This is a genomic window from Streptococcus sp. FSL K6-1323, assembly GCF_038630745.1.
GTDB classification, from domain to species: domain Bacteria; phylum Bacillota; class Bacilli; order Lactobacillales; family Streptococcaceae; genus Streptococcus; species Streptococcus salivarius_D.
In genome coordinates, this window is sequence record NZ_CP152039.1 from 360,130 (window position 1) to 385,882 (window position 25,753).

General features: G+C 40.9%; 23 protein-coding genes, 7 tRNA genes and 3 rRNA genes. 29 read left to right on the forward strand and 4 right to left on the reverse strand.

Annotated features, from left to right (window positions below):
- Positions 1 to 44: 44 nt before the first annotated feature.
- The 13 genes from raiA (at position 45) to NST80_RS01970 (ending at position 8,162) form a co-directional block, all read left to right on the forward strand.
- Positions 45 to 593: a ribosome-associated translation inhibitor RaiA gene (gene raiA / locus NST80_RS01910; protein ID WP_002883786.1), complete on the forward strand. Its 549-nt coding sequence runs from the start codon at positions 45 to 47 to the stop codon at positions 591 to 593.
- A 419-nt stretch (positions 594 to 1,012) separates the two neighbouring features.
- Positions 1,013 to 2,560: ribosomal RNA gene (locus NST80_RS01915) — 16S ribosomal RNA — on the forward strand.
- Between the two features lie 54 nt (positions 2,561 to 2,614).
- A tRNA-Ala gene (locus tag NST80_RS01920) sits at positions 2,615 to 2,687 on the forward strand.
- Positions 2,688 to 2,833: 146 nt separating this feature from the next.
- Positions 2,834 to 5,733 (forward strand): 23S ribosomal RNA (locus NST80_RS01925).
- Positions 5,734 to 5,816: 83 nt separating this feature from the next.
- A 5S ribosomal RNA gene (gene rrf / locus NST80_RS01930) occupies positions 5,817 to 5,932 on the forward strand.
- The 16S, 23S and 5S rRNA genes sit together here with 7 tRNA genes alongside, the layout of an rRNA operon.
- A 5-nt stretch (positions 5,933 to 5,937) precedes the next feature.
- Positions 5,938 to 6,010 (forward strand) — tRNA-Val (locus NST80_RS01935).
- 2 nt (positions 6,011 to 6,012) lie between these two features.
- Positions 6,013 to 6,085: transfer RNA gene (locus NST80_RS01940), tRNA-Asp, on the forward strand.
- Between the two features lie 19 nt (positions 6,086 to 6,104).
- Positions 6,105 to 6,177: transfer RNA gene (locus tag NST80_RS01945), tRNA-Lys, on the forward strand.
- Between the two features lie 5 nt (positions 6,178 to 6,182).
- A tRNA-Leu gene (locus NST80_RS01950) sits at positions 6,183 to 6,264 on the forward strand.
- Positions 6,265 to 6,276: 12 nt separating this feature from the next.
- Positions 6,277 to 6,349 (forward strand) — tRNA-Thr (locus tag NST80_RS01955).
- Between the two features lie 14 nt (positions 6,350 to 6,363).
- A tRNA-Gly gene (locus NST80_RS01960) sits at positions 6,364 to 6,424 on the forward strand.
- Between the two features lie 91 nt (positions 6,425 to 6,515).
- Positions 6,516 to 7,448 (forward strand): manganese-dependent inorganic pyrophosphatase, encoded by a 933-nt coding sequence (locus tag NST80_RS01965; RefSeq protein ID WP_002886641.1) that lies wholly within the window; start codon positions 6,516 to 6,518, stop codon positions 7,446 to 7,448.
- Between the two features lie 54 nt (positions 7,449 to 7,502).
- Positions 7,503 to 8,162: a DUF1803 domain-containing protein gene (locus NST80_RS01970; RefSeq protein ID WP_002886642.1), complete on the forward strand. Its 660-nt coding sequence runs from the start codon at positions 7,503 to 7,505 to the stop codon at positions 8,160 to 8,162.
- A gap of 29 nt (positions 8,163 to 8,191) precedes the next feature.
- On the opposite strand, the gene NST80_RS01975 is transcribed toward NST80_RS01970, so the two are convergent.
- Entirely contained in the window at positions 8,192 to 8,725 is a 534-nt protein-coding gene (locus tag NST80_RS01975) for a DUF402 domain-containing protein (protein ID WP_002886644.1), read from the reverse strand.
- Positions 8,726 to 8,795: 70 nt separating this feature from the next.
- On the reverse strand, positions 8,796 to 9,572 hold the full coding sequence (gene recX / locus NST80_RS01980; RefSeq protein ID WP_183138102.1) for a recombination regulator RecX: 777 nt from the start codon (positions 9,570 to 9,572) through the stop codon (positions 8,796 to 8,798).
- Positions 9,573 to 9,606: 34 nt separating this feature from the next.
- Between recX and rlmD the strand changes: the two genes are divergently transcribed.
- Together rlmD and asnA are read left to right on the forward strand one after the other, a co-directional pair.
- The gene (gene rlmD, locus NST80_RS01985) at positions 9,607 to 10,962 is read left to right on the forward strand and encodes a 23S rRNA (uracil(1939)-C(5))-methyltransferase RlmD (protein WP_002886646.1); all 1,356 of its coding nucleotides are present in this window, start codon (positions 9,607 to 9,609) and stop codon (positions 10,960 to 10,962) included.
- A gap of 109 nt (positions 10,963 to 11,071) precedes the next feature.
- Positions 11,072 to 12,064, forward strand: a complete 993-nt coding sequence (gene asnA / locus NST80_RS01990; protein ID WP_013990097.1) for an aspartate--ammonia ligase — start codon at positions 11,072 to 11,074, stop codon at positions 12,062 to 12,064.
- A gap of 152 nt (positions 12,065 to 12,216) precedes the next feature.
- Here asnA and NST80_RS01995 read toward each other — a convergent pair whose 3' ends face one another.
- The gene (locus NST80_RS01995; RefSeq protein WP_002890033.1) at positions 12,217 to 13,575 is read right to left on the reverse strand and encodes an aspartate kinase; all 1,359 of its coding nucleotides are present in this window, start codon (positions 13,573 to 13,575) and stop codon (positions 12,217 to 12,219) included.
- A 129-nt stretch (positions 13,576 to 13,704) separates the two neighbouring features.
- On the opposite strand from NST80_RS01995, the gene NST80_RS02000 reads away from it, so the two are divergent.
- From NST80_RS02000 to NST80_RS02065, 14 genes are all read left to right on the forward strand, one after another.
- Positions 13,705 to 14,343: an HAD family phosphatase gene (locus tag NST80_RS02000; protein ID WP_084871143.1), complete on the forward strand. Its 639-nt coding sequence runs from the start codon at positions 13,705 to 13,707 to the stop codon at positions 14,341 to 14,343.
- A gap of 211 nt (positions 14,344 to 14,554) precedes the next feature.
- On the forward strand, positions 14,555 to 15,346 hold the full coding sequence (locus NST80_RS02005) for an enoyl-CoA hydratase (RefSeq protein WP_084871144.1): 792 nt from the start codon (positions 14,555 to 14,557) through the stop codon (positions 15,344 to 15,346).
- Between the two features lie 104 nt (positions 15,347 to 15,450).
- Positions 15,451 to 15,885: a MarR family transcriptional regulator gene (locus tag NST80_RS02010; RefSeq protein WP_002885562.1), complete on the forward strand. Its 435-nt coding sequence runs from the start codon at positions 15,451 to 15,453 to the stop codon at positions 15,883 to 15,885.
- A complete protein-coding gene (locus NST80_RS02015) occupies positions 15,885 to 16,847 on the forward strand; it encodes a beta-ketoacyl-ACP synthase III (protein ID WP_037612035.1) in 963 nt (320 codons plus the stop codon). Before NST80_RS02010 ends, NST80_RS02015 begins: the two co-directional genes overlap by 1 nt.
- Positions 16,848 to 16,910: 63 nt before the next feature.
- Positions 16,911 to 17,135, forward strand: coding sequence for an acyl carrier protein (locus tag NST80_RS02020; RefSeq protein ID WP_002885495.1), 225 nt, complete (start codon positions 16,911 to 16,913; stop codon positions 17,133 to 17,135).
- A gap of 106 nt (positions 17,136 to 17,241) precedes the next feature.
- Positions 17,242 to 18,207, forward strand: coding sequence for an enoyl-[acyl-carrier-protein] reductase FabK (gene fabK, locus NST80_RS02025; RefSeq protein ID WP_002886654.1), 966 nt, complete (start codon positions 17,242 to 17,244; stop codon positions 18,205 to 18,207).
- A gap of 22 nt (positions 18,208 to 18,229) precedes the next feature.
- Positions 18,230 to 19,150, forward strand: coding sequence for an ACP S-malonyltransferase (gene fabD, locus NST80_RS02030; RefSeq protein WP_084871146.1), 921 nt, complete (start codon positions 18,230 to 18,232; stop codon positions 19,148 to 19,150).
- 12 nt (positions 19,151 to 19,162) lie between these two features.
- Complete coding sequence (gene fabG, locus NST80_RS02035) at positions 19,163 to 19,897, forward strand: 3-oxoacyl-[acyl-carrier-protein] reductase (protein ID WP_002885572.1); 735 nt, start codon at positions 19,163 to 19,165, stop codon at positions 19,895 to 19,897.
- A gap of 61 nt (positions 19,898 to 19,958) precedes the next feature.
- On the forward strand, positions 19,959 to 21,191 hold the full coding sequence (gene fabF, locus NST80_RS02040) for a beta-ketoacyl-ACP synthase II (RefSeq protein WP_002885574.1): 1,233 nt from the start codon (positions 19,959 to 19,961) through the stop codon (positions 21,189 to 21,191).
- 3 nt (positions 21,192 to 21,194) lie between these two features.
- On the forward strand, positions 21,195 to 21,689 hold the full coding sequence (accB, locus tag NST80_RS02045) for an acetyl-CoA carboxylase biotin carboxyl carrier protein (protein WP_002885548.1): 495 nt from the start codon (positions 21,195 to 21,197) through the stop codon (positions 21,687 to 21,689).
- The gene (fabZ, locus tag NST80_RS02050; protein ID WP_002885470.1) at positions 21,686 to 22,111 is read left to right on the forward strand and encodes a 3-hydroxyacyl-ACP dehydratase FabZ; all 426 of its coding nucleotides are present in this window, start codon (positions 21,686 to 21,688) and stop codon (positions 22,109 to 22,111) included. The genes accB and fabZ overlap by 4 nt, the downstream gene beginning before the upstream one ends.
- 118 nt (positions 22,112 to 22,229) lie before the next feature.
- Positions 22,230 to 23,600, forward strand: a complete 1,371-nt coding sequence (locus NST80_RS02055; protein ID WP_041817333.1) for an acetyl-CoA carboxylase biotin carboxylase subunit — start codon at positions 22,230 to 22,232, stop codon at positions 23,598 to 23,600.
- Positions 23,601 to 23,605: 5 nt separating this feature from the next.
- A complete protein-coding gene (gene accD, locus NST80_RS02060) occupies positions 23,606 to 24,472 on the forward strand; it encodes an acetyl-CoA carboxylase, carboxyltransferase subunit beta (RefSeq protein ID WP_013990104.1) in 867 nt (288 codons plus the stop codon).
- Entirely contained in the window at positions 24,469 to 25,239 is a 771-nt protein-coding gene (locus tag NST80_RS02065) for an acetyl-CoA carboxylase carboxyl transferase subunit alpha (protein WP_013990105.1), read from the forward strand. The genes accD and NST80_RS02065 overlap by 4 nt, the downstream gene beginning before the upstream one ends.
- Before the next feature lie 29 nt (positions 25,240 to 25,268).
- Here NST80_RS02065 and NST80_RS02070 read toward each other — a convergent pair whose 3' ends face one another.
- The gene (locus tag NST80_RS02070; RefSeq protein ID WP_002885585.1) at positions 25,269 to 25,751 is read right to left on the reverse strand and encodes an S-ribosylhomocysteine lyase; all 483 of its coding nucleotides are present in this window, start codon (positions 25,749 to 25,751) and stop codon (positions 25,269 to 25,271) included.
- Positions 25,752 to 25,753 lie beyond the last annotated feature (2 nt).

The following is a 25,753-nucleotide window of genomic DNA, read 5'->3' on the forward strand; positions in this document are numbered from 1 at the left end:
AATAAAGATAAAGAAAACGCTAACAAGCGAGAAAGAGGTCTTTTATGATTAAATATAGTATCCGTGGCGAAAACATCGAAGTAACTGAAGCACTTCGTGACTATGTTGAAAGTAAACTTAGCAAAGTTGAAAAATACTTCAACGAAGACCAAGAATTGAATGCACGTGTAAATCTTAAGGTTTATCGCGAAAAGACAGCTAAAGTAGAGGTTACTATTCCAACAGGTTCTGTAACACTAAGAGCAGAAGATGTTTCGCAAGATATGTATGGTTCTATTGACCTAGTGGTTGATAAGATTGAAAGACAAATCCGTAAAAACAAAACAAAAATTGCACGTAAGCATCGTGAAAAAGTTCCAACAGGAGAAGTATTCTCAGCTGATTTTAATAACGAACAAGTTGAAGAAGCACCAGCTGTTGAAGTTGTAAGAACTAAAAACATTGAGTTGAAACCAATGGATGTTGAAGAAGCCATCCTTCAAATGGAGTTGTTGGGTCATGACTTCTTTATCTATACAGATAGTGAAGATCATACAACTAATGTTCTCTATAAACGAGAAGACGGAAACTACGGTTTGATTGAAGCTAAATAATTAAAAAATAAAGGAAGTAGGTTGAGAGACGTGCTTCCTTTATTTTTTTCAAAAACCCTATTGACAAGAATTTGTTTGGGTGATAAGATATAAAAGTTGTCTTAATTGCCTTGCCACAAACTTGAAAAGGTTCCAAAACTTTAAAAAAGTTATTGACAAGACAAGCTAGAGATGATATTATAAATAAGCTGTTTCGCGAGAGACAGCGGACACGAGAAGTGAAAAAACTTCAAAAAAAGTGTTGACAAGACATTCTAGATTTGCTAGAATACAGAAGTTGTCTTAAGAGAGACAAAGACCTTTGAGAACTGAATAAGAAACCAAGTGCAGGGTTATAGAAGAAATTATAACCTGTCAATTTACAAGAATAAATCGTCAGACGACGGTAATGAGTTAACGCTCGAACAATTATTAAATTTTTTAATGAGAGTTTGATCCTGGCTCAGGACGAACGCTGGCGGCGTGCCTAATACATGCAAGTAGAACGCTGAAGAGAGGAGCTTGCTCTTCTTGGATGAGTTGCGAACGGGTGAGTAACGCGTAGGTAACCTGCCTTGTAGCGGGGGATAACTATTGGAAACGATAGCTAATACCGCATAACAATGGATGACCCATGTCATTTATTTGAAAGGGGCAAATGCTCCACTACAAGATGGACCTGCGTTGTATTAGCTAGTAGGTGAGGTAACGGCTCACCTAGGCGACGATACATAGCCGACCTGAGAGGGTGATCGGCCACACTGGGACTGAGACACGGCCCAGACTCCTACGGGAGGCAGCAGTAGGGAATCTTCGGCAATGGGGGCAACCCTGACCGAGCAACGCCGCGTGAGTGAAGAAGGTTTTCGGATCGTAAAGCTCTGTTGTAAGTCAAGAACGAGTGTGAGAGTGGAAAGTTCACACTGTGACGGTAGCTTACCAGAAAGGGACGGCTAACTACGTGCCAGCAGCCGCGGTAATACGTAGGTCCCGAGCGTTGTCCGGATTTATTGGGCGTAAAGCGAGCGCAGGCGGTTTGATAAGTCTGAAGTTAAAGGCTGTGGCTCAACCATAGTTCGCTTTGGAAACTGTCAAACTTGAGTGCAGAAGGGGAGAGTGGAATTCCATGTGTAGCGGTGAAATGCGTAGATATATGGAGGAACACCGGTGGCGAAAGCGGCTCTCTGGTCTGTAACTGACGCTGAGGCTCGAAAGCGTGGGGAGCGAACAGGATTAGATACCCTGGTAGTCCACGCCGTAAACGATGAGTGCTAGGTGTTGGATCCTTTCCGGGATTCAGTGCCGCAGCTAACGCATTAAGCACTCCGCCTGGGGAGTACGACCGCAAGGTTGAAACTCAAAGGAATTGACGGGGGCCCGCACAAGCGGTGGAGCATGTGGTTTAATTCGAAGCAACGCGAAGAACCTTACCAGGTCTTGACATCCCGATGCTATTTCTAGAGATAGAAAGTTACTTCGGTACATCGGTGACAGGTGGTGCATGGTTGTCGTCAGCTCGTGTCGTGAGATGTTGGGTTAAGTCCCGCAACGAGCGCAACCCCTATTGTTAGTTGCCATCATTCAGTTGGGCACTCTAGCGAGACTGCCGGTAATAAACCGGAGGAAGGTGGGGATGACGTCAAATCATCATGCCCCTTATGACCTGGGCTACACACGTGCTACAATGGTTGGTACAACGAGTTGCGAGTCGGTGACGGCAAGCTAATCTCTTAAAGCCAATCTCAGTTCGGATTGTAGGCTGCAACTCGCCTACATGAAGTCGGAATCGCTAGTAATCGCGGATCAGCACGCCGCGGTGAATACGTTCCCGGGCCTTGTACACACCGCCCGTCACACCACGAGAGTTTGTAACACCCGAAGTCGGTGAGGTAACCTTTTGGAGCCAGCCGCCTAAGGTGGGATAGATGATTGGGGTGAAGTCGTAACAAGGTAGCCGTATCGGAAGGTGCGGCTGGATCACCTCCTTTCTAAGGAAAAACGGAATGTACTTGAGTTTCTTATTTAGTTTTGAGAGGTCTTGTGGGGCCTTAGCTCAGCTGGGAGAGCGCCTGCTTTGCACGCAGGAGGTCAGCGGTTCGATCCCGCTAGGCTCCATTGAATCGCAAGATTCAAGTATTGTCCATTGAAAATTGAATATCTATATCAAATTCCATATGTAATTAATTACATATAGATAGTAACAAGAAAATAAACCGAAACGCTGTGAATATTTAATGAGTTAGGTCGAAAGACCAAAATAAGGTTAAGTTAATAAGGGCGCACGGTGGATGCCTTGGCACTAGAAGCCGATGAAGGACGTGACTAACGACGAAATGCTTTGGGGAGCTGTAAGTGAGCAATGATCCAGAGATGTCCGAATGGGGGAACCCGGCAGGTTATGCCTGTCACTCATTACTGTTAAGGTAATGTAGAGGAAGACGCAGTGAACTGAAACATCTAAGTAGCTGCAGGAAGAGAAAGCAAAAGCGATTGCCTTAGTAGCGGCGAGCGAAACGGCAAGAGGGCAAACCGAAGAGTTTACTCTTCGGGGTTGTAGGACTGCAACGTGGACTTAAAGATTATAGAAGAACTACCTGGGAAGGTAGGCCAAAGAGAGTAATAGCCTCGTATTCGAAATAGTCTTTATACCTAGCAGTATCCTGAGTACGGCGAGACACGAGAAATCTCGTCGGAATCTGGGAGGACCATCTCCCAACCCTAAATACTCTCTAGTGACCGATAGTGAACCAGTACCGTGAGGGAAAGGTGAAAAGCACCCCGGGAGGGGAGTGAAATAGAACCTGAAACCGTGTGCCTACAACAAGTTCGAGCCCGTTAATGGGTGAGAGCGTGCCTTTTGTAGAATGAACCGGCGAGTTACGATATGATGCGAGGTTAAGTTGAAGAGACGGAGCCGTAGGGAAACCGAGTCTTAATAGGGCGTATTAGTATCATGTCGTAGACCCGAAACCATGTGACCTACCCATGAGCAGGTTGAAGGTGAGGTAAAACTCACTGGAGGACCGAACCAGGGCACGTTGAAAAGTGCTTGGATGACTTGTGGGTAGCGGAGAAATTCCAAACGAACTTGGAGATAGCTGGTTCTCTCCGAAATAGCTTTAGGGCTAGCGTCGATGTTAAGTCTCTTGGAGGTAGAGCACTGTTTGGGTGAGGGGTCCATCCCGGATTACCAATCTCAGATAAACTCCGAATGCCAACGAGATATAATCGGCAGTCAGACTGCGAGTGCTAAGATCCGTAGTCGAAAGGGAAACAGCCCAGACCACCAGCTAAGGTCCCAAAATATATGTTAAGTGGAAAAGGATGTGGGGTTGCACAGACAACTAGGATGTTAGCTTAGAAGCAGCTATTCATTCAAAGAGTGCGTAATAGCTCACTAGTCGAGTGACCCTGCGCCGAAAATGTACCGGGGCTAAAACATATTACCGAAGCTGTGGATACCTTTATAGGTATGGTAGGAGAGCGTTCTATGTGCGAAGAAGGTGTACCGTGAGGAGTGCTGGAGCGCATAGAAGTGAGAATGCCGGTATGAGTAGCGAAAGACAGGTGAGAATCCTGTCCACCGTAAGACTAAGGTTTCCAGGGGAAGGCTCGTCCGCCCTGGGTTAGTCGGGACCTAAGGAGAGACCGAAAGGTGTATCCGATGGACAACAGGTTGATATTCCTGTACTAGAGTATATAGTGATGGAGGGACGCAGTAGGCTAACTAAACCAGACGATTGGAAGTGTCTGGCCAAGCAGTGAGGTGTGATATGAGTCAAATGCTTATATCTATAACATTGAGCTGTGATGGGGAGCGAAGTTTAGTAGCGAAGTTAGTGATGTCACACTGCCGAGAAAAGCTTCTAGCGTTAATTATACTCTACCCGTACCGCAAACCGACACAGGTAGTCGAGGCGAGTAGCCTCAGGTGAGCGAGAGAACTCTCGTTAAGGAACTCGGCAAAATGGCCCCGTAACTTCGGGAGAAGGGGCGCTGACTTATGGTCAGCCGCAGTGAATAGGCCCAAGCAACTGTTTATCAAAAACACAGCTCTCTGCTAAATCGTAAGATGATGTATAGGGGGTGACGCCTGCCCGGTGCTGGAAGGTTAAGAGGAGTGCTTAGCAATAGCGAAGGTATGAATTGAAGCCCCAGTAAACGGCGGCCGTAACTATAACGGTCCTAAGGTAGCGAAATTCCTTGTCGGGTAAGTTCCGACCCGCACGAAAGGCGTAATGATTTGGGCACTGTCTCAACGAGAGACTCGGTGAAATTTTAGTACCTGTGAAGATGCAGGTTACCCGCGACAGGACGGAAAGACCCCATGGAGCTTTACTGCAGTTTGATATTGAGTATCTGTACCACATGTACAGGATAGGTAGGAGCCTATGACCTCGGGACGCCAGTTTCGAGTGAGGCGTTGTTGGGATACTACCCTTGTGTTATGGCTACTCTAACCCAGATAGGTTATCCCTATCGGAGACAGTGTCTGACGGGCAGTTTGACTGGGGCGGTCGCCTCCTAAAAGGTAACGGAGGCGCCCAAAGGTTCCCTCAGAATGGTTGGAAATCATTCGCAGAGTGTAAAGGTATAAGGGAGCTTGACTGCGAGAGTTACAACTCGAGCAGGGACGAAAGTCGGGCTTAGTGATCCGGTGGTTCCGCATGGAAGGGCCATCGCTCAACGGATAAAAGCTACCCTGGGGATAACAGGCTTATCTCCCCCAAGAGTTCACATCGACGGGGAGGTTTGGCACCTCGATGTCGGCTCGTCGCATCCTGGGGCTGTAGTCGGTCCCAAGGGTTGGGCTGTTCGCCCATTAAAGCGGCACGCGAGCTGGGTTCAGAACGTCGTGAGACAGTTCGGTCCCTATCCGTCGCGGGCGTAGGAAATTTGAGAGGATCTGCTCCTAGTACGAGAGGACCAGAGTGGACTTACCGCTGGTGTACCAGTTGTTCTGCCAAGAGCATCGCTGGGTAGCTATGTAGGGAAGGGATAAACGCTGAAAGCATCTAAGTGTGAAGCCCACCTCAAGATGAGATTTCCCATGATTTTATATCAGTAAGAGCCCTGAGAGATGATCAGGTTGATAGGTTAGAAGTGGAAGTGTGGTGACACATGTAGCGGACTAATACTAATAGCTCGAGGACTTATCCAAAGAAAGTAACTGAGACATATTGACAACGATTTGGTTTCTTGATACAGTATAGATATTCAATTTTGAGTTGAGAATACTCAGAGTTAAGTGACGATAGCCTAGGAGATACACCTGTTCCCATGCCGAACACAGAAGTTAAGCCCTAGTACGCCTGATGTAGTTGGGGGTTGCCCCCTGTTAGATACGGTAGTCGCTTAGCGCAAAGGGAGTTTAGCTCAGCTGGGAGAGCATCTGCCTTACAAGCAGAGGGTCAGCGGTTCGATCCCGTTAACTCCCATAGGTCCCGTGGTGTAGCGGTTATCACGTCGCCCTGTCACGGCGAAGATCGCGGGTTCGATTCCCGTCGGGACCGTTCAAATAGAAATATTTGAGACTCGTTAGCTCAGTTGGTAGAGCAATTGACTTTTAATCAATGGGTCACTGGTTCGAGCCCAGTACGGGTCATATATGCGGGTGTGGCGGAATTGGCAGACGCACCAGATTTAGGATCTGGCGCTTAACGGCGTGGGGGTTCAAGTCCCTTCACCCGCATTAGAAAAGTTAGCCGGCTTAGCTCAGTTGGTAGAGCATCTGATTTGTAATCAGAGGGTCGCGTGTTCAAGTCATGTAGCCGGCATAAAATGCGAACGTAGTTCAGTGGTAGAACACCACCTTGCCAAGGTGGGGGTCGCGGGTTCGAATCCCGTACGGACTATATTTTGAGTAACTTAGGTTACTCTTTTTATTTTGTTTCTTTTTTTTATATGTTATAATAATTTATAATACTATTTTGAGGTGAATTTATGTCTAAAGTTTTTGTTTTTGGTCATCAAAACCCTGATTCTGATGCAATCGGGTCTTCTTATGGATACGCTTATTTGAAACGTCAACTTGGTGTTGATGCTGAAGCTGTTGCTTTGGGTACTCCTAACGAGGAAACTGCTTTTGTTCTTGATTATTTTGGTGTTGAAGCACCACGAGTGGTTGAATCAGCTCAGTCTGAGGGTGTTAATCAAGTTATTCTTACAGACCATAATGAGTTTCAACAATCTATTTCAGATATTAAGGACGTTGAAGTTATTGAGGTAGTCGACCATCACCGTGTAGCTAACTTTGAAACTGCTAATCCATTAATGATGCGATTAGAACCTGTTGGATCTGCATCTTCAATTGTTTATCGTATGTTTAAAGAAAACAATGTTGAGGTTCCTAAGGAAGTAGCTGGTTTGCTTCTTTCAGGTTTGATTTCAGATACTCTTCTTCTTAAATCTCCAACTACACATGCTTCAGATCCTGCAGTTGCAGCTGAACTTGCAGAAATTGCTGGTGTTAATCTTGAAGAATATGGTCTTGCTATGCTTAAAGCTGGTACTAATCTTTCTTCAAAATCTGCTGAAGAACTCATTGACATTGATGCAAAGACATTTGAATTGAATGGTAATCAAGTTCGTGTTGCACAAGTTAATACAGTTGATATTTCTGATGTTCTTTCTCGTCAAGCGGAAATTGAAGAAGCTATTAATAACTCAATTAAAAACAATGGTTACTCTGACTTTGTCTTAATGATTACTGATATTCTTAATTCTAATTCAGAAATTCTTGCACTTGGTTCAAATACTGATAAGGTTGAAGCTGCTTTCAATTTTGTTTTAGATAATAATCATGCTTTCCTTGAAGGAGCTGTTTCTCGTAAGAAACAGGTAGTTCCTCAGTTGACTGAAAGCTTTAATGCGTAAAATTAGGCCAGTAGGCCTTTTTTTAGTACTCTGATTAATGGTATAATAGTTTTTATGATAATACAATTTAACCCAACTAAACTATGTAAGCAACCTTTTTTTATGAAAATAGTGAATTATCTATATCTTAATCAGCCTGTGACCCTGAGAGCAATAAAAAGGCAGTTTCCTTTTCAAAAGAATATCGATAAATTAATTGAGGAGTTTGTAAAAGCAGGCTATATTGAACGATTCGAGAAACGTTATCGTTTATTAATTAGTCTTGTGTCAGATTCTTCTAAAATTGATTTAGAACAGCATTTTTTTATTGATGATGATTCTACTTGTTATTTTGAACTATTAAATCGTAGATTTGTTACTGAGATAAGTAATTCTACTAATGAAGTTGTTATTGTTGAACAAACGAGTATAACGAGAGACGATCTTACGATTTCAAATTATTTCTATAAATTAAGTGAAAATCTACCATTATCGGAAGAGCAGAATAGATTATATGACATATTAGGGGATGTTAATCCTGAATATTTTTTGAAACATGTTACGACTTTTCTTTTAAAATACGTTAGGAAGGAATATGCACTTCAAAAAAGGAGGAATATTTTTGTTGATGCTTTAGAATTATTAGGGTACCTTGTTCAAGTAGAAGAAGGGCGTTATCTTTTGAATATGGATTTAGATTCCGAAGCATTAGTTTTTAGTGCAAAAAAAGACTAGTTTTATTACTAGTCTTTTTTATGACAACTTTAACGATTCCTTAGTTCAAGATAACGTTTGTACCAGATGTTAACATAAGATTGTGAAAATGGCCCCTTACCATTGTTAATCCAATCTACCAAGATTTTAACATGTTCCTTTAAGATATAGTCAATATCAGGAGAGTAATGCATTTCTTTTTTATGTGTTTCATACTCATCTACATCTAGCAATTTTTTTTCACCATCAGCGAAGACTTTGACATCTAGGTCATAGTCTATATATTTTAGTGCTTCTTGGTCCAAAATATATGGACTAGCTAAATTGCAGTAGTAGGAAATGCCGTTATCCCTAATCATGGCTATAATATTAAACCAGTATTTTTTGTGGAAATAAACAATAGCAGGTTCACGTGTTACCCATCGTCTTCCGTCTGCTTCAGTAACGAGGGTGTGGTCGTTAACGCCAATAACAGCATTCTCAGTTGTCTTTAGTACCATAGTATCGCGCCAAGTACGGTGCAAACTACCATCATGCTTATAACTTTGAATTGTGATAAAGTCGCCTTCTTTTGGTAATTTCATGGCGTCCTCTTTCTACAATAAGGGTTATCCCCTTTATTGTATCATAATTTTTTGAAAAGAGGGGGAATACCTATAAATATTCTCTTAGAGCGGATGCTATCGCATCAAAGTCATAACCTTTTCGGGCTAAAGATTGTGTCAAGCGTTGTTTAAGCTCATAACCATCGTATTTTTTACTAAATTTTTGATATTGCTTATCAATTTCTTTATAAAGGAGGGCTTGTTCATTTTCTTCATCTGCTTCAAGTTCTAGATAATCGATTGCTAGTTTACTTTCTTGGAATGAAAAACCTTTATTGATAAGGCTTTGAGTTAATTTGTCTTTTAGGGTTTTAGATGGTAGTTTTCCCTGATATTTTCGTAACAGTTTTGAAGCTACTCTAATGGCTATTTCTGAGAAATCAAATTGGCTTAAAACATCGTCAATGATTTGTTTGTTACAACCTTTTTGAAGCCATTTTTGCTTCAGCACATAGGCCCCTTTATCACCTGAATTCAGATTTTGTTGAGCTAGACTCTCTAGGAGTTTGTAATCATCAATCCAATGATCTTTTTTTAGATTATCAATAATTTTGGGAATTATATGAGGGTTTATTTCATGTTTAAAAAGGTAATCTTTTACTTCTTTCTCACTACGTTGTTTAAATGAAATAAAATAGAGAGCTAAGTTTTTACCATGCGAGAACTGAGCAAAGGATTTAATATCCTCTAGTTGATCTTTGTCCAGTATCATTTCTTTAGTCAACATGTATTTAACGATGGTATCTTCTGTAACGTAGAGACTCTCTTTTTTGTCTATCTCAAGGAGATAAAGTCTCTTTTTCTTTTCGATTTTTGTGATTTTCATAGTTATTATTATATCAAAATGTTAGAATGGTAGTATGAATTTACAAGTGAAACAGCGTATCCCGCTTAAGATAAAACGCATGGGAATCAATGGCGAAGGCATTGGTTTTTATAAGAAAACTCTAGTTTTTGTACCAGGGGCTTTGAAGGGTGAAGAGGTGTTCTGTCAGATTGTTTCTGTTAAGAGAAACTTTGTTCAGGCGAAATTATTAAAGATCAATAAACCTTCTAAGTTTCGTGTCGAACCTGCATGTAGTATTTATGAAGATTGTGGTGGTTGCCAGTTAATGCATCTTCGTTATGATAAGCAATTAGAGTTTAAAACTGACTTGTTAGGACAAGCCTTGAAGAAGTTTAAACCGGCTAATTTTGAGTCATATGACATTCGTCCAACAATAGGGATGGAGCAACCACAACATTACCGAGCTAAACTACAATTTCAAACCCGTTCTTTTGGTGGCTCAGTTAAATCTGGCTTATTTGCGGAAGGGAGTCATCGCCTCATTAATATTGATGATTGCCTAGTTCAGGATGAGCTAACTCAAGCCATTATGAATAAGGTGACAAATTTGTTAGATAAATACAAGTTACCAATTTATAATGAGCGCAAAATTGCTGGAATTCGGACAGTTATGATACGACGTGCTTTGGGTTCAAATCAGGTTCAGTTGATTTTTGTAACCTCTAAATCAGTTTCTTTCACAAAATTAGTTAAGGAATTGACGGAAAATTTTCCAGAAATCGTAACAATTGCTGTCAATTATAATTATTCGAAATCCAGTGAGATTTATGGTCAAGAGACGGAAATTCTTTGGGGACAAGACACTATTCAAGAAGAGGTATTGGACTATAACTTCGCGCTCTCTCCTCGTGCATTTTACCAGTTGAATCCTCAACAAACAGAGGTACTCTATGGTCAGGCCGTTGAAGCTTTAGATGTGGATAAGGCTGAACATCTTATTGATGCTTACTGTGGGGTTGGTACTATTGGACTTGCTTTTGCAAATAAGGTAAAGAGTATTCGAGGTATGGATATTATTCCTGAGGCTATTGAGGATGCTAGGAAGAATGCCAAATCACTTGGACTGGAAAATGCTCACTATGAGGTGGGTAAAGCAGAAGATATCATTCCACGTTGGTACAAGGAAGGTTATCGAGCAGATGCTCTTATTGTGGATCCACCTAGAACTGGTTTAGATGATAAGCTACTTAAAACGATACTGGACTACACTCCTGAAAAAATGGTATATGTTTCATGTAATGTATCTACTTTGGCTAGAGACCTAGTTTCTTTGGCTAAAGTTTATGATGTTAATTATATCCAGTCAGTAGATATGTTTCCTCATACGGCTCGAACAGAAGCAGTTGTGAAGCTAACTAAGAAAATGTGATAAAACCTAACATAAAAAACAAGAAATTTTCAAAATTGTTGGAAAATTTCTTTATTTTTCTGAAAAATAGGAGTATAATAGGCTTATCGATTTTTTAAAGGAGGAGCGTATGAAAAAGAGCTTCATTCATCAACAAGAGGAAATTTCTTTTGTGAAGAATACTTTTACACAGTATTTGATTGATAAACTTGACGTCGTTGAAGTGCAAGGGCCTATTTTGAGTAAGGTCGGGGATGGTATGCAGGATAATTTGAGCGGTATTGAGAATCCTGTAACTGTTAATGTGCTTCAGATTCCTGACGCAACATACGAAGTTGTTCACTCATTAGCAAAATGGAAACGCCATACTTTGGCTCGTTTTGGTTTCAATGAAGGTGAAGGGCTCGTGGTTAATATGAAGGCTCTTCGTCCAGATGAAGATTCATTGGATGCAACGCACTCTGTTTACGTTGACCAATGGGACTGGGAAAAAGTTATTCCTGACGGACATCGTAATATCGCTTATTTGAAAGAAACTGTTGAAACCATTTATAAGGTTATTCGTTTGACTGAGCTAGCAGTTGAAGCACGTTACGATATTGAAGCAATTTTACCTAAGAAAATTACCTTCATCCATTCAGAAGAGCTTGTTGAGAAGTACCCTGATTTGACACCAAAAGAGCGTGAAGATGCTATTACCAAGGAATATGGTGCTGTATTCTTGATTGGTATCGGTGGTGTTCTTCCTGATGGAAAACCACATGATGGCCGTGCACCTGACTATGATGACTGGACAACTGAGTCTGAGAATGGTTACCATGGTTTGAATGGAGATATCTTGGTTTGGAACGAACAATTAGGACATGCTTTTGAATTGTCATCAATGGGTATTCGTGTTGATGAAGATGCCCTTAAACGTCAGGTTGAAATTACTGGCGACCAAGATCGTTTGAAATTGGATTGGCACCAAGCCTTGTTACATGGCCTTTTCCCACTAACAATTGGTGGAGGTATTGGTCAATCACGTATGGCTATGTTCTTGCTTCGTAAGAAACATATTGGTGAGGTTCAAACTTCAGTTTGGCCAGATGCCGTTCGTGAAACTTACGAAAACATCTTGTAAAAAAAAGCACTAACGAAAGTTAGTGTTTTTTGATTTGCAATAGCTATGCATAATTGATCTATGAATTGGCTATTGGAGTAGATATCATAAGAGCTGGCTTAGTTTTTCTCATAAAGAAAAAACCTATCCCTTGAAAGGGAGAGGTTTTTAGATTAGTCGCCACTACGGAAAAAGGCATCGTAAAGAGCTCTGACGGCTGCTTTTTCTTGCTCAGTTTCAATTACAAACATAACAGAAACCTCACTAGAACCTTGAGAAATCATTTCTAGGTTAATATGTTTTTCAGAGAGAGCTTTAGCTGCTGTCGCTGTAACACCGATGTGGTCTTTCATATTTTCACCAACAATCATGAGAATTGAAAGGCCATGTTCAATTTCGACTTCATCAACACCGAGTTCACGAGTCAAGTAAGAAAGGATTTCTTGTTCTTTGATTGGGGTAAGTTCACGTTCTCGAATAATGATTGAAAGATCATCGATTCCAGAAGGCATGTGTTCCCAACGGATGTTTAAATCTTCCAAGATTTGGAGAACCTTACGTCCGAAACCAACTTCACGGTTCATAAGGTATTTGGTCATATTGATACTGACGAATTTATCATCGCTCGCGATACCAACGACAGGAACAGTTGCACCCTTATGTTCAAGAATAATACGTGTGCCTGGATGGTCTGGATTATTAGTGTTTTTAATAACCAACGGAATTTTACCACGATAGGCAGGCAGTAGAGCCTCATCATGAAGAACCGAGAATCCAGCATAAGCCAATTCACGCATTTCTTTATAAGTTAACTCAGGAATAGAATGTGGTTCATGAACGACACCAGGATGGGCTGCGAAAATACCATCTACATCTGTGAAGTTTTCATATAAGTCTGCCTTAACTCCAGCTGCAACGATAGAACCTGTGATATCAGAGCCTCCACGTGAGAAAGTACAAATTTGATTATCAGGGGTAACACCAAAGAAACCAGGGATAACAAGAACCTCATCTGATTCACGAAGCTCTTCCAATTTGTCATAAGCTCCTGGAAGGATACGAGCATTTCCAGGTTCGCTTGAGACAAAAATACCAGCTTGGCGAGGGTGAACGTAACGTGCTTCAATACCATTATTACGGAAATATTCAGCGATTAATTTTGCGTTATTATCTTCCCCTGCAGCTAGGAAAGTATCATAAAGGAAATCATTATCTTCAATCGGAAGAGTGGCAAGATCGTTGATAGATTTAGCAATCTTTGCCATTTCTGTTGATTTGAAGCCTAGCTCATCTACCATAGCTTGGTAGCGGTTAATAATCCATTCTTGGTCAGCTTTGACATCAGCACCTTTTGTGTAGTGTTTATAGTATTTAATCAAGGCGTCTGTGACTTTGGTATCTTCATCGTTACGTTTACCTGGGGCAGAGACAACGACAAAGCGACGTTCAGGGTCAGATTTTACAATGTTTAAGACTTTTTCTAACTGTGTGGCTGAAGCAAGTGAGCTTCCACCGAATTTGATGACTTTCATAGTTACTCCAAAAATTTTAAATTACTCTACAATTATAGCAAAATTCTGACAATTTGTCACATTGTTTTTAAAAGCGAGTAAGATTTAGTCTGATTATGGTACAATAAGGAAAGAAAAGGAGGATATCCCGTGGTAGAGGCAATTATTTTTGATATGGATGGTGTCCTTTTTGACACTGAAAAATATTATTATGATCGACGTGCAAGTTTCTTAGCTCAAAAGGGAATTTCAATCGACCATTTACCCCCGTCTTTCTTTATAGGTGGAAATACCAAGCAAGTTTGGGAAAATATTCTCAGAGATGACTATGATAACTGGGATGTGCCAACTTTACAAGAAGAGTATAATGCCTATAAACAAGACAACCCCTTACCCTACAAAGAATTAATCTTTCCTGATGTTTTGAAAGTCTTGAATGAAGTGAAATCTCGAGGGCTGAAAATAGGTTTGGCTTCTAGCTCAGTGAAGGCAGATATCCTTAGAGCTTTGGAGGAAAATCATTTGGATGGTTTCTTTGATGTGGTTCTTTCAGGAGAAGAATTTAAAGAGAGTAAACCCAATCCAGAGATTTATCTGACAGCATTGAAGCATTTGAATGTGGAAGCAAATCAGGCTTTGATTATCGAAGATAGCGAAAAGGGGATTGCTGCTGGAGTCGCTGCAGGTGTTGAGGTTTGGGCCATTAAAGATAATCGTTTTGGCATGGATCAAGGTGCAGCCAAAGGCTTGTTGGATAACCTTGTAGGTGTTTTAGATTTATTAAAATAGAAGTGACACCGAGTTGTAGAACTCGGTGTTTTGATGTATCAAATTAAAAAACTCTAAGTTTCTGTTGACCTTTAGATGGACTATGGTATACTAGAAAATAACGATGAATGATTTGATAATCAAATTATCTATTCATCAAATAAAATTGTGATAAAAATATAAAGAACATACGGTTTTCATATAGGAACTAGTTATCGGAGGAATGCAAAAAATGGCTTACGAAACAATTCTTTATAGTGTTGAAGATGGAGTAGCAACTTTAACACTTAATCGTCCAGAAGTGCAAAATGGGTTTAATATTCCAGTTTGTGATGAGATTATGGCTGCAATTGAGGAAGCTAAACAAGATGCGTCAGTAAAATTCTTGGTAATCAATGCTAATGGGAAAGTCTTTTCTGTTGGTGGTGACCTTGATCAAATGCAAAAAGCGGTTGCTGTAGATGATGTACAGTCTTTGGTTCGTATTGCTGAGCAGGTAAATGAAATTTCTTTTGCTCTTAAAAAATTGCCTAAGCCAGTCATCATGGTAGTTGATGGCCCATGTGCAGGTGCTGCGGCTAACTTAGCTGTTGCAGCTGACTTTACGATTGCATCTGATAAAGCTAAATTCATCCAAGCTTTTGTAGGTGTTGGTTTGGCACCTGACGCTGGAGGTCTCTACCTTTTGACACGTTCAATCGGTATTAACCGTGCGACTCAAATTACCATGACAGGAGAACCAGTATCAGCTGAAAAAGCCTTGGCCTGGGGAATTGCCTACAAAGTTGTTGAGTCAGAAAAACTTGAAAAAACTGTGAGTCAATTGATTAAAAAATTGAACCGTTCTTCAGTGAATTCCTTTAAAGCCATTAAAGAAATGGTTTGGGAATCTGAATTTGCAGGATGGGAAAATTACGCTAAGTTGGAACTTGATTTGCAAAAATCTCTTGCCTTCACTGAGGACTTCAAAGAAGGGGTACGTGCTTATAGTGAGCGTCGTCGACCTAAATTCCAAGGGAAATAACCACATTTTCTAAAAGAAAAACTAAAGTTTTTTAATCGGGCTTGCGAATTTAGTTTGAGTCTGATATAATTTGAAAGTCAAAGTTTTATTGAAAGGAGTCTGGTGTGAATTACGACAAAATTGATGGCTATCTTGTTGATATTTTTAATAACGTAGTTATTATCGAAGAAGCAAGTTTAAAGAATTCAAAATTTAACGATGTTTCCCTCAAGGAAATGCATACCATTGATGTGATCGGTACACATCCAGATACGACACCAAGTGCAGTAGCTAAAGAACTCATGTTAACTCTTGGTACTGTAACAACTTCTCTCAATAAACTTGAAAAGAAAGGTTATATTGTCCGTACGCGTTCATCAGTTGACCGTCGTGTGGTCCATCTATCGCTTTCTAAAAAGGGTCGTTTGGTATATCGTCTTCACCGTCGTTTTCATAAATCAATGGTGATGAGGATTACAGAAGGCTTTAACGACGAGGAATTGAAGGTTATGAGCAAGGGATTGGAAAATCTCCACGCCTTTCTTGAGGAGTTGAAATAATGGCATTTGCAAAAATTAGTCAGGTTGCCCATTATGCACCTGCTCAGGTCGTGACTAATGATGACCTATCAAAAATCATGGATACTAGCGACGAGTGGATTCGCTCACGCACAGGTATTCAGGAACGTCGCATCTCATTGAATGAGAACACGAGTGATTTAGCTACCAATGTTGCCCATCAGCTATTAGAAAAATCAGGATTATCGCCTGAGGAGCTAGACTTTGTTTTAGTTGCAACGATTTCTCCGGATAGCTCTATGCCGTCAGTAGCGGCTCGAGTTCAAGGAGCGATCGGTGCAGTCAATGCTTTTGCTTTTGATATTACTGCAGCATGTAGTGGTTTCGTCTTTGCCTTGGCAACAGCAGAAAAATTGATTAAGTCAGGTGTCTACAAAAAAGGTCTAGTTATTGGTGCTGAAGTCCTTTCTAAAACTTTAGACTGGTCTGACCGTACAACAGCTGTCCTCTTTGGAGATGGTGCTGGTGGAGTTCTCTTGGAAGAAACTGAAGAAGAACATTTCTTCGGAGAATCTTTGAATACCGATGGTAGCAAGGGTGGTCTTGAGTCAGGAGCCTCTGCAGTTATCTCGCCTTATTCAGATGAGTCTGATCAGCCTAATCCCTATATGCAAATGGATGGGAAAGCGATCTTTGATTTTGCCGTTAAGACAGTTTCAAAGAGCATTAAGGCCTTGGTTGAAGAAAAAGGTGAACCTGATTACTTCCTTCTTCACCAAGCTAATATTCGTATTTTGGATATTATGGCTAAGAAAATCGATGTCAGTCGTGATAAATTCTTGGCAAACATGATGTCTTATGGTAATACCAGTGCGGCAAGTATCCCAATTTTGCTTTCTGAAAACGTGGCAAATGGGACCTTAAAATTAGACAGCGGTCAAACAATTCTTTTATCAGGTTTTGGTGGGGGTTTGACATGGGGCAGTCTTATTGTTAAAATCTAGTTATATAAATTATGCACCAGCATAGATTATAAGAAATATATTTATCTTAAAGGAGAAATTAAAATGGCAGTATTTGAAAAAGTACAAGAAATCATCGTTGAAGAACTTGGGAAAGATGCAGAAGAAGTAAAAGTAGAAACTACTTTTGACGAACTTGACGCTGACTCACTTGACGTGTTCCAAGTTATCTCAGAAATCGAAGATGAATTCGATATCCAAATCGAAACTGAAGAAGGTCTTAACACTGTTGGTGACCTTGTTGCTTACGTAGAAGAAAAAACTAAATAAGCAGGGCATAGAGAATATTCTTATTGGGGATATTCTCCTTTGTTTATACAATTACTTTGATTATTAAACTATTTATTTGATTAGAAAATCGAAAAAAAGGTGAAAAATGAAATCTCGTATTACAGAACTGTTAGGAATTAAATATCCAATCTTCCAAGGTGGTATGGCCTGGGTTGCTGATGGAGACTTGGCTGGAGCCGTTTCAAATGCTGGTGGACTCGGAATTATTGGTGGTGGTAATGCCCCTAAAGAAGTGGTAAAAGCTAATATTGATAGAGTAAAACAAATCACTGACAAACCATTCGGTGTTAATATCATGCTTTTGTCACCATTTGCAGATGACATCGTCGACCTCGTTATTGAAGAGGGCGTTAAGGTTGTTACAACAGGTGCCGGAAATCCAGGTAAATATATGGAGCGTTTCCACGAAGCTGGAATTACAGTAATCCCAGTTATTCCATCGGTAGCACTTGCTAAACGTATGGAAAAACTTGGAGCAGATGCTGTTGTCGCAGAAGGTATGGAAGCTGGTGGTCACATCGGTAAATTGACAACTATGGCTCTTGTTCGCCAGGTTGCGGATGCGGTATCTATCCCAGTTATTGGTGCTGGTGGTGTTGCTGATGGACGTGGTATGGCTGCTGTTCTTATGCTTGGAGCAGAAGCTGTTCAGGTTGGTACGCGTTTCGCTGTTGCTAAGGAATCTAATGCACACCAAAACTTCAAAGATAAGATTTTGAAGGCTAAAGATATTGATACTGTTATTTCAGCCTCAGTTGTTGGACACCCAGTTCGTGCGATTAAGAATAAATTGGCTACAGAATATAACCAAGCTGAAAAAGATTTCTTGGCTGGTAAAAAGACTCAAGAGGAAATTGAAGAGCTTGGTGCGGGTGCCCTTCGTAACGCTGTTGTTGATGGAGATGTGGAATATGGTTCAGTTATGGCTGGACAAATTGCAGGTCTTGTTCGTAAAGAAGAAACATGTGCAGAAATCTTGGAAGACCTTTACACTGGTGCTGCCAAGGTGATTAAAGAAGAAGCTGCTCGTTGGGCAGATGTAAACGTCTAAAAACGTCGAAAGGATTAGGATAGTGACAAAACGTGCGTTCTTATTTGCTGGTCAAGGGGCTCAGAAATTGGGCATGGCGAGCGATTTGTATGCGACTTATCCCGTTGTCAAAGAGACATTTGATACGGCTAGTCGTATTCTAGGTTATGATTTGCGTGAATTGATTGATTCTAACGAAGAAAAACTTAATCAGACACGCTATACTCAACCAGCTATTTTGACAACGTCAGTAGCCATTTATCGCCTTTTGGCAGAAAATGGTATCACTCCTGATATTGTTGCCGGTCTCTCTTTGGGTGAATATTCTGCCCTAGTTGCGGCTGGAGCACTCTCATTTGAGGATGTGGTAGCCTTGGTTGCTAAACGTGGAGAATTCATGGAAACAGCGGCTCCTGCTGGAAGTGGGAAAATGGTTGCAGTCATGAATACAGATCCAAGTTTGATTGAAGAAATCTGTCAAAAAGCATCTGAAAAGGGTGTAGTAACGCCTGCTAACTATAATACTCCTGCACAAATTGTTATTGGTGGTGAAGTTGAGGCTGTTGATTATGCTGTGGAATTGCTAAAAGAAGCTGGTGCTAAACGTCTGATTCCTCTTAATGTTTCAGGGCCGTTCCATACAGCTTTACTTGAATCAGCTAGTCAAAAATTGGCAGCAGAACTTGAGAAAGTGTCATTCAATGACTTTACGCTTCCTTTAGTAGGTAATACTGAGGCTCAAATCATGAAGTCAGAAGACGTCAAGGCACTTTTGGCTCGTCAGGTGATGGAACCTGTACGTTTTTATGATTCGATTGCCACTATCCAAGAATTTGGTGTAGATGAAGTGATTGAGATTGGTCCAGGAAAAGTCTTGTCAGGTTTCTTGAAGAAAATTGATAAAACCCTACCAACTCAAAATGTTGAAGATCAAGCTAGTCTTGATGCCCTTCTTAATGCTTAAAACGAGGTAAACATGGAACTTAAGAATAAAAATGTTTTTGTAACAGGTTCAACACGTGGAATTGGATTAGCTGTGGCACACAAATTTGCTAGTCTTGGTGCCAACGTTGTCCTAAATGGACGTTCTGAGATTTCTGAGGACTTGCTTGCACAGTTTGCAGATTATGGTGTAACTGTTGTTGGTATCTCAGGTGATATTTCTAATGGCGAAGATGCTAAACGTATGGTTGCTGAAGCTATTGAAAAGCTTGGTAGTGTTGACGTGCTAGTTAATAATGCTGGTATCACTAACGATAAGTTGATGTTGAAGATGACTGAAGAAGATTTTGAACGTGTCTTGAAAATCAACTTGACTGGTGCCTTCAATATGACACAAGCTGTCTTGAAACCAATGTCTAAGGCGCGTCAAGGTGCCATCATCAATATGTCATCTGTTGTAGGTCTCATGGGGAATATTGGTCAAGCTAACTATGCGGCTTCAAAAGCTGGTTTGATTGGCTTCACTAAATCAGTAGCGCGTGAAGTTGCAGCCCGTGGTGTCCGTGTCAATGCTATCGCTCCTGGTTTCATTGAATCAGATATGACTGACGCTATTCCAGAGAAAATGAAAGATGCTATGATTGCTCAAGTACCAATGAAACGTATTGGTCAAGCAGAAGAAGTGGCTGAAGTTGCAGCATTCTTGGCTAGTCAAGAATATCTCACAGGTCAAACCATCGCTATTGATGGTGGTATGACCATGCAATAATTGATTTTCAATATCAAAAAATCATTTATAAGAATATCCATCCGACAAAAGGAGAATATATATGTCTACAAATCGTGTTGTTGTTACAGGTTACGGCGTAACCTCACCAATCGGTAATACACCAGAAGAATTTTGGAACAGTCTTCATGACGGTAAAATCGGTATTAAACCAATTACTAAGTTCGATGCTTCTGAAATTCCTGTCTTTAACGCTGGTGAAATCCAAGATTTCCCGTTCGATAAATACTTTGTGAAAAAAGATACTAACCGTATGGACACTTACTCACTTTATGCGATTTATGCTGCTATGGAAGCTCTTGAAAATTCAGGACTTAACATGGAAGAAGAAGATCGTGATCGTGTAGGTGTTATCGTGTCATCTGGTATCGGTGGTCTCCAAGAACTTGAAGATCAAATCATCCGTATGCACGAACGTGGTATGAAACGTATCAAACCAATGTTTATCCCTAAAGCACTCTCAAACATGGGTGCTGGTAACATTGCTCTTAAAATTGGTGCTCAAGGGGTGTGTAAATCAGTGACGACTGCTTGTGCGTCTGCCAATGATGCAATCGGTGAGGCCTTCCGTGAAATTAAATTCGGTTTGCATGATGTTGTCTTGGCTGGTGGTGCTGAAGCTTCAATCACTAAGATTGGTATCGGTGGTTTTAATGCTCTTACAGCACTTTCAACAACAGAGGATCCAGAGCGTTCATCAATTCCATTTGATAAAGACCGTAATGGTTTTGTTATGGGTGAAGGTGCAGGGGTTCTCGTTATCGAAAGCTTGGAACATGCTCAAAAACGTGGTGCTAACATCTTGGCTGAGATTGTTGGTTACGGATCAAACTGTGATGCCTACCACATGACAACACCAACTCCAGACGGTTCTGGTGCTGCTAAAGCAATTAAATTGGCTATCAATGAAGCTGGTATCAAACCTGAAGATGTTGATTATGTTAATGCTCACGGGACATCCACACCTGCCAATGAAAAAGGTGAAAGTGGTGCCATTGTTTCTGTACTTGGTAAAGATGTTCCAGTTTCATCTACTAAATCATTTACAGGTCACTTGCTAGGTGCTGCTGGTGCAGTTGAAGCTATTGCAACAATCGAAGCTATTCGTCATAGCTATGTACCGAAAACTGCTGGTACAAAAGAATTGTCTGACTACATCGAAGCTAATGTTGTTTATGGTGAAGGTCAAGAAGCTGATATTGAGTACGCAATTTCAAATACTTTCGGTTTTGGTGGACACAATGCTGTTCTTGCCTTTAAACGTTGGGAGGCTTAATTCATGAATATTTCTGAAATCAAAGATTTGTTGGCCCAATTTGATGCATCAACTTTACGTGAATTTTCATACAAAAACAATGGTGAAGAATTGAACTTGAGCAAAAATCAAACAAGTTCAGTAACAGCTGCCCCAGTAGCTCCTACAGTTGAAGTAGTTGCGCCAGCTCCTCAGGCTCCGGTTGCTCCAGTAGCAGCACCTGCTGCTGTTGAAACTCCAGCAACACCAGTTGAAGAAGCTTCTGCACCAGCTCAAGCTGCTGAAGGAGAAGTGGTTGAAAGTCCACTTGTCGGTGTGGCTTACTTGTCTCCATCACCTGAAAAACCAGCCTTTGTTTCTGTTGGCGACACTGTTAAGAAAGGTCAAACTCTTCTTATCGTTGAAGCGATGAAGGTTATGAATGAAGTGCCAGCACCTAAAGATGGTGTTATTACTGAGATCTTGGTAGCGAATGAAGAAGTTGTTGACTACGGAAAAGGATTGGTACGCATCAAATGACAATTGATATTAATGCTATTCGTGAAGCTTTACCACACCGTTATCCAATGCTTTTGGTTGACCGTGTGCTAGAAGTTTCAGAAGACGAAATCACAGCTATTAAAAATGTAACGATCAATGAACCTTTCTTTAATGGACATTTTCCTCAATACCCAGTTATGCCTGGTGTTCTTATCATGGAAGCTCTTGCGCAAACAGCTGGTGTTCTTGAATTGTCTAAACCTGAAAACAAAGGCAAATTAGTCTTTTACGCAGGTATGGATAAGGTTAAATTTAAAAAACAAGTGGTTCCTGGTGACCAACTTGTTATGACAGCTAAGTTTGTTAAACGTCGTGGAACAATTGCTGTTGTTGAAGCTAAGGCTGAAGTCGATGGGAAACTTGCTGCATCAGGTACTTTGACTTTTGCTATTGGAAGCTAATGTTTTGTGAAGATCCTTCTGGCGACAGTCGGAAAGGATTTTTCTTTAGACATTGGTCTATCACATAGAAAGGAAATCAACACAGACTATCAAAAAATGTCTGATGTTATCTTGTTTTATGTTTAAAAAATTATTGATTGCCAATCGTGGTGAAATTGCAGTGCGTATTATCCGTGCAGCGCGTGAATTGGGTATCCAAACGGTTGCTATTTATTCTGAAGCGGATAAGGATTCTCTCCATACTATGCTCGCTGATGAAGCTATTTGTATCGGGCCTGCAAAATCAACGGATTCTTATTTGAATATGAATCGTGTCCTATCAGCTGCTATTGTGACTGAGGCTCAAGCTATTCACCCAGGGTTTGGTTTCTTGAGTGAAAACTCTAAATTTGCCACTCTCTGTGAAGAAATGAACATCAAGTTTATTGGTCCTTCAGGCGAAGTCATGGACAAGATGGGTGACAAAATCAATGCCCGTGCTGAAATGATTAAGGCTAATGTCCCTGTAATTCCTGGTTCAGATGGTGAAGTCTTTACAGCTGAGGAGGCTTTGGAAGTTGCCAACCATCTTGGTTATCCAGTCATGCTTAAGGCTTCTGCTGGTGGTGGCGGTAAGGGGATTCGTAAAGTTAACACTGAAGAAGAGTTAGCTCCCGCTTTCGAATCTGCGTCACAAGAAGCTAAAGCAGCCTTTGGTAATGGGGCGATGTATATTGAAAAAGTTATTTACCCAGCTCGTCATATCGAGGTTCAAATTTTGGGAGATAGCTATGGTAATATTGTTCACCTAGGTGAGCGTGATTGTTCTCTTCAACGTAATAATCAAAAGGTCTTGGAAGAATCACCTTCAGTTGCTATTGGTAAGACACTTCGTCACGAAATTGGTTCTGCGGCTGTCCGTGCCGCTAAGGCTGTTAATTATGAAAATGCGGGTACTATCGAGTTCCTTCTTGATGAAAAAACAGGTCAGTTCTACTTCATGGAAATGAATACCCGTGTTCAGGTTGAGCACCCAGTTACAGAATTTGTAAGTGGTGTGGATATTGTTAAAGAACAAATCCGTATTGCTGCAGGTGAAAAGCTCTCTGTGACCCAAGATGATATTGAAATCAAGGGACATGCTATTGAGTGTCGTATCAATGCAGAAAATCCTAAGTTCAACTTTGCACCTAGTCCAGGGAAAATTAGCAATCTCTACCTACCTAGTGGTGGTGTTGGTCTTCGTGTAGACAGTGCAGTTTATCCTGGCTATACTATTCCACCTTACTATGATTCAATGATTGCCAAAATCATTGTTCATGGAGAGAATCGATTTGAGGCACTCATGAAGATGCAACGTGCCCTTTACGAGCTCGAAATCGATGGTGTTGTGACTAATGCTGACTTCCAGTTGGATTTGATTTCAGATCGTAGCGTTATCGCTGGGGATTATGATACTTCCTTCTTGATGGAGACTTTCCTACCAGATTATCAGAATCGTGAGGAATAAAGTTTATGGGATTATTTGATCGAAAAGAAAAGTATATCCGTATCAATCCTAACCGTTCTGTACGTAATGGGATTGATCACCAAGTGCCAGAAGTTCCAGATGAACTTTTTGCCAAATGTCCTGGTTGTAAACAAGCTATTTATCAAAAGGACTTGGGACAAGCTAAAATCTGTCCAAATTGTTCTTATACCTTCCGTATTTCCGCTAAAGAACGTCTCGATTTAACGGTTGATGAGGGATCATTCCAAGAACTTTTTACAGGTATTAAAACTGAAAATCCATTGAATTTCCCAGGTTATATGGAGAAATTAGCAGCGACTAAGGAAAAAACAGGTCTTGATGAAGCTGTTGTAACTGGCGTTGCAACTATCAAGGGACAAAGAACAGCCTTGGCTATTATGGATTCTAACTTTATCATGGCTTCAATGGGAACTGTTGTTGGTGAAAAAATCACCCAGCTCTTTGAACATGCGATTGAAGAAAAACTTCCAGTTGTTATTTTTACAGCATCTGGTGGTGCTCGTATGCAAGAAGGTATTATGAGTTTGATGCAAATGGCTAAGATTTCAGCAGCCGTAAAACGTCATTCTAATGCTGGCTTGTTGTATCTGACTGTCTTGACAGATCCAACCACTGGTGGGGTTACAGCAAGTTTCGCTATGGAAGGTGACATTATCTTGGCTGAGCCACAAACCTTGATTGGTTTCGCAGGTCGTCGTGTCATTGAAAACACAGTTCGCGAAACTTTGCCAGATGATTTCCAAAAGGCTGAGTTCCTTCAAGAACATGGTTTTGTTGATGCCATTGTTAAACGTACAGAGTTGGCTGATACCATTGCCACACTCTTATCATTCCATGGAGGTGTTCAATGAGCGACGTAGCACGTATTTTAAAAGAAGCGCGTGACCAAGGCCGTTTAACTGCTTTGGACTTTGCCCAAGGAATCTTCGATGATTTTATCGAACTTCATGGCGACCGTAATTTCCGTGACGATGGTGCCATTATTGGTGGTATTGGTCGTTTAAATGGCCAAGCGGTTACTGTAGTGGGTATCCAAAAAGGTAGAAACCTACAAGATAATCTTAACCGTAACTTTGGGCAACCTCATCCAGAGGGCTATCGTAAGGCTCTTCGCCTCATGAAACAGGCTGAAAAGTTTGGTCGTCCAGTCGTTACCTTTATCAATACTGCAGGTGCTTATCCTGGTGTTGGGGCAGAGGAACGTGGCCAAGGCGAGGCAATTGCGCGTAACCTTATGGAAATGAGTGATCTTAAGGTGCCAATTATTGCCATCATCATTGGTGAAGGTGGTTCGGGAGGAGCTCTTGCCTTGGCAGTAGCCGATAAGGTTTGGATGCTTGAAAATACCATCTACTCTATCTTGAGTCCAGAAGGATTTGCGACTATTCTCTGGAAAGATGGCTCACGTTCAGAAGAGGCAGCAGAGTTGATGAAGATTACATCAGGCGAGTTGCTTAATATGGGAATCGTTGATAAGGTGATCCCAGAACGTGGTTACTTTACAAGTGAAATTATAGAAGCAATTAAGACAGCAATCGTAGATGAGTTGGCAGAATTAAGCCAATTATCAACAGAGAACTTGCTTGAAGCGCGTTATCAACGTTTTAGAAAATACTAAAAAAACATTGGGATATATCCCAATGTTTTTTAAACGGTATGGCGTTCGAAGGCTTGGTCTGAGATACCTTGTTCAAGGATAAGTTTAGCCCATTCCTTAGCTGAATGAAGACTGTGATCCTTGTAGTTACCACATGATTCAATGGTAGTTCCTGGAACATCTTCCCATGTAATCTCGTTAGCAATAGCTTCAAGACTAGATTTGATAACTTTAGCAATTTCTGTTGGATCTTGTTTACCCCACATAATCATATGGAAGCCTGTACGGCAACCAAATGGTGAGCAATCAATAAGTCCATCGATACGTTGACGGATCAATTTAGCGAGTAGGTGTTCGATAGTGTGAAGACCACCTGTGTCAATACTATTTTCATTAGGTTGAATCAAACGGATATCAAAGTTTGTGATGATATCTCCTTTAGGTCCAACTTCCTCTGAAATAAGGCGCACATACGGTGCTTTTACAATGGTATGATCAAGTTCAAAACTTTCAACAGTAACGTCTTTTGGCATGG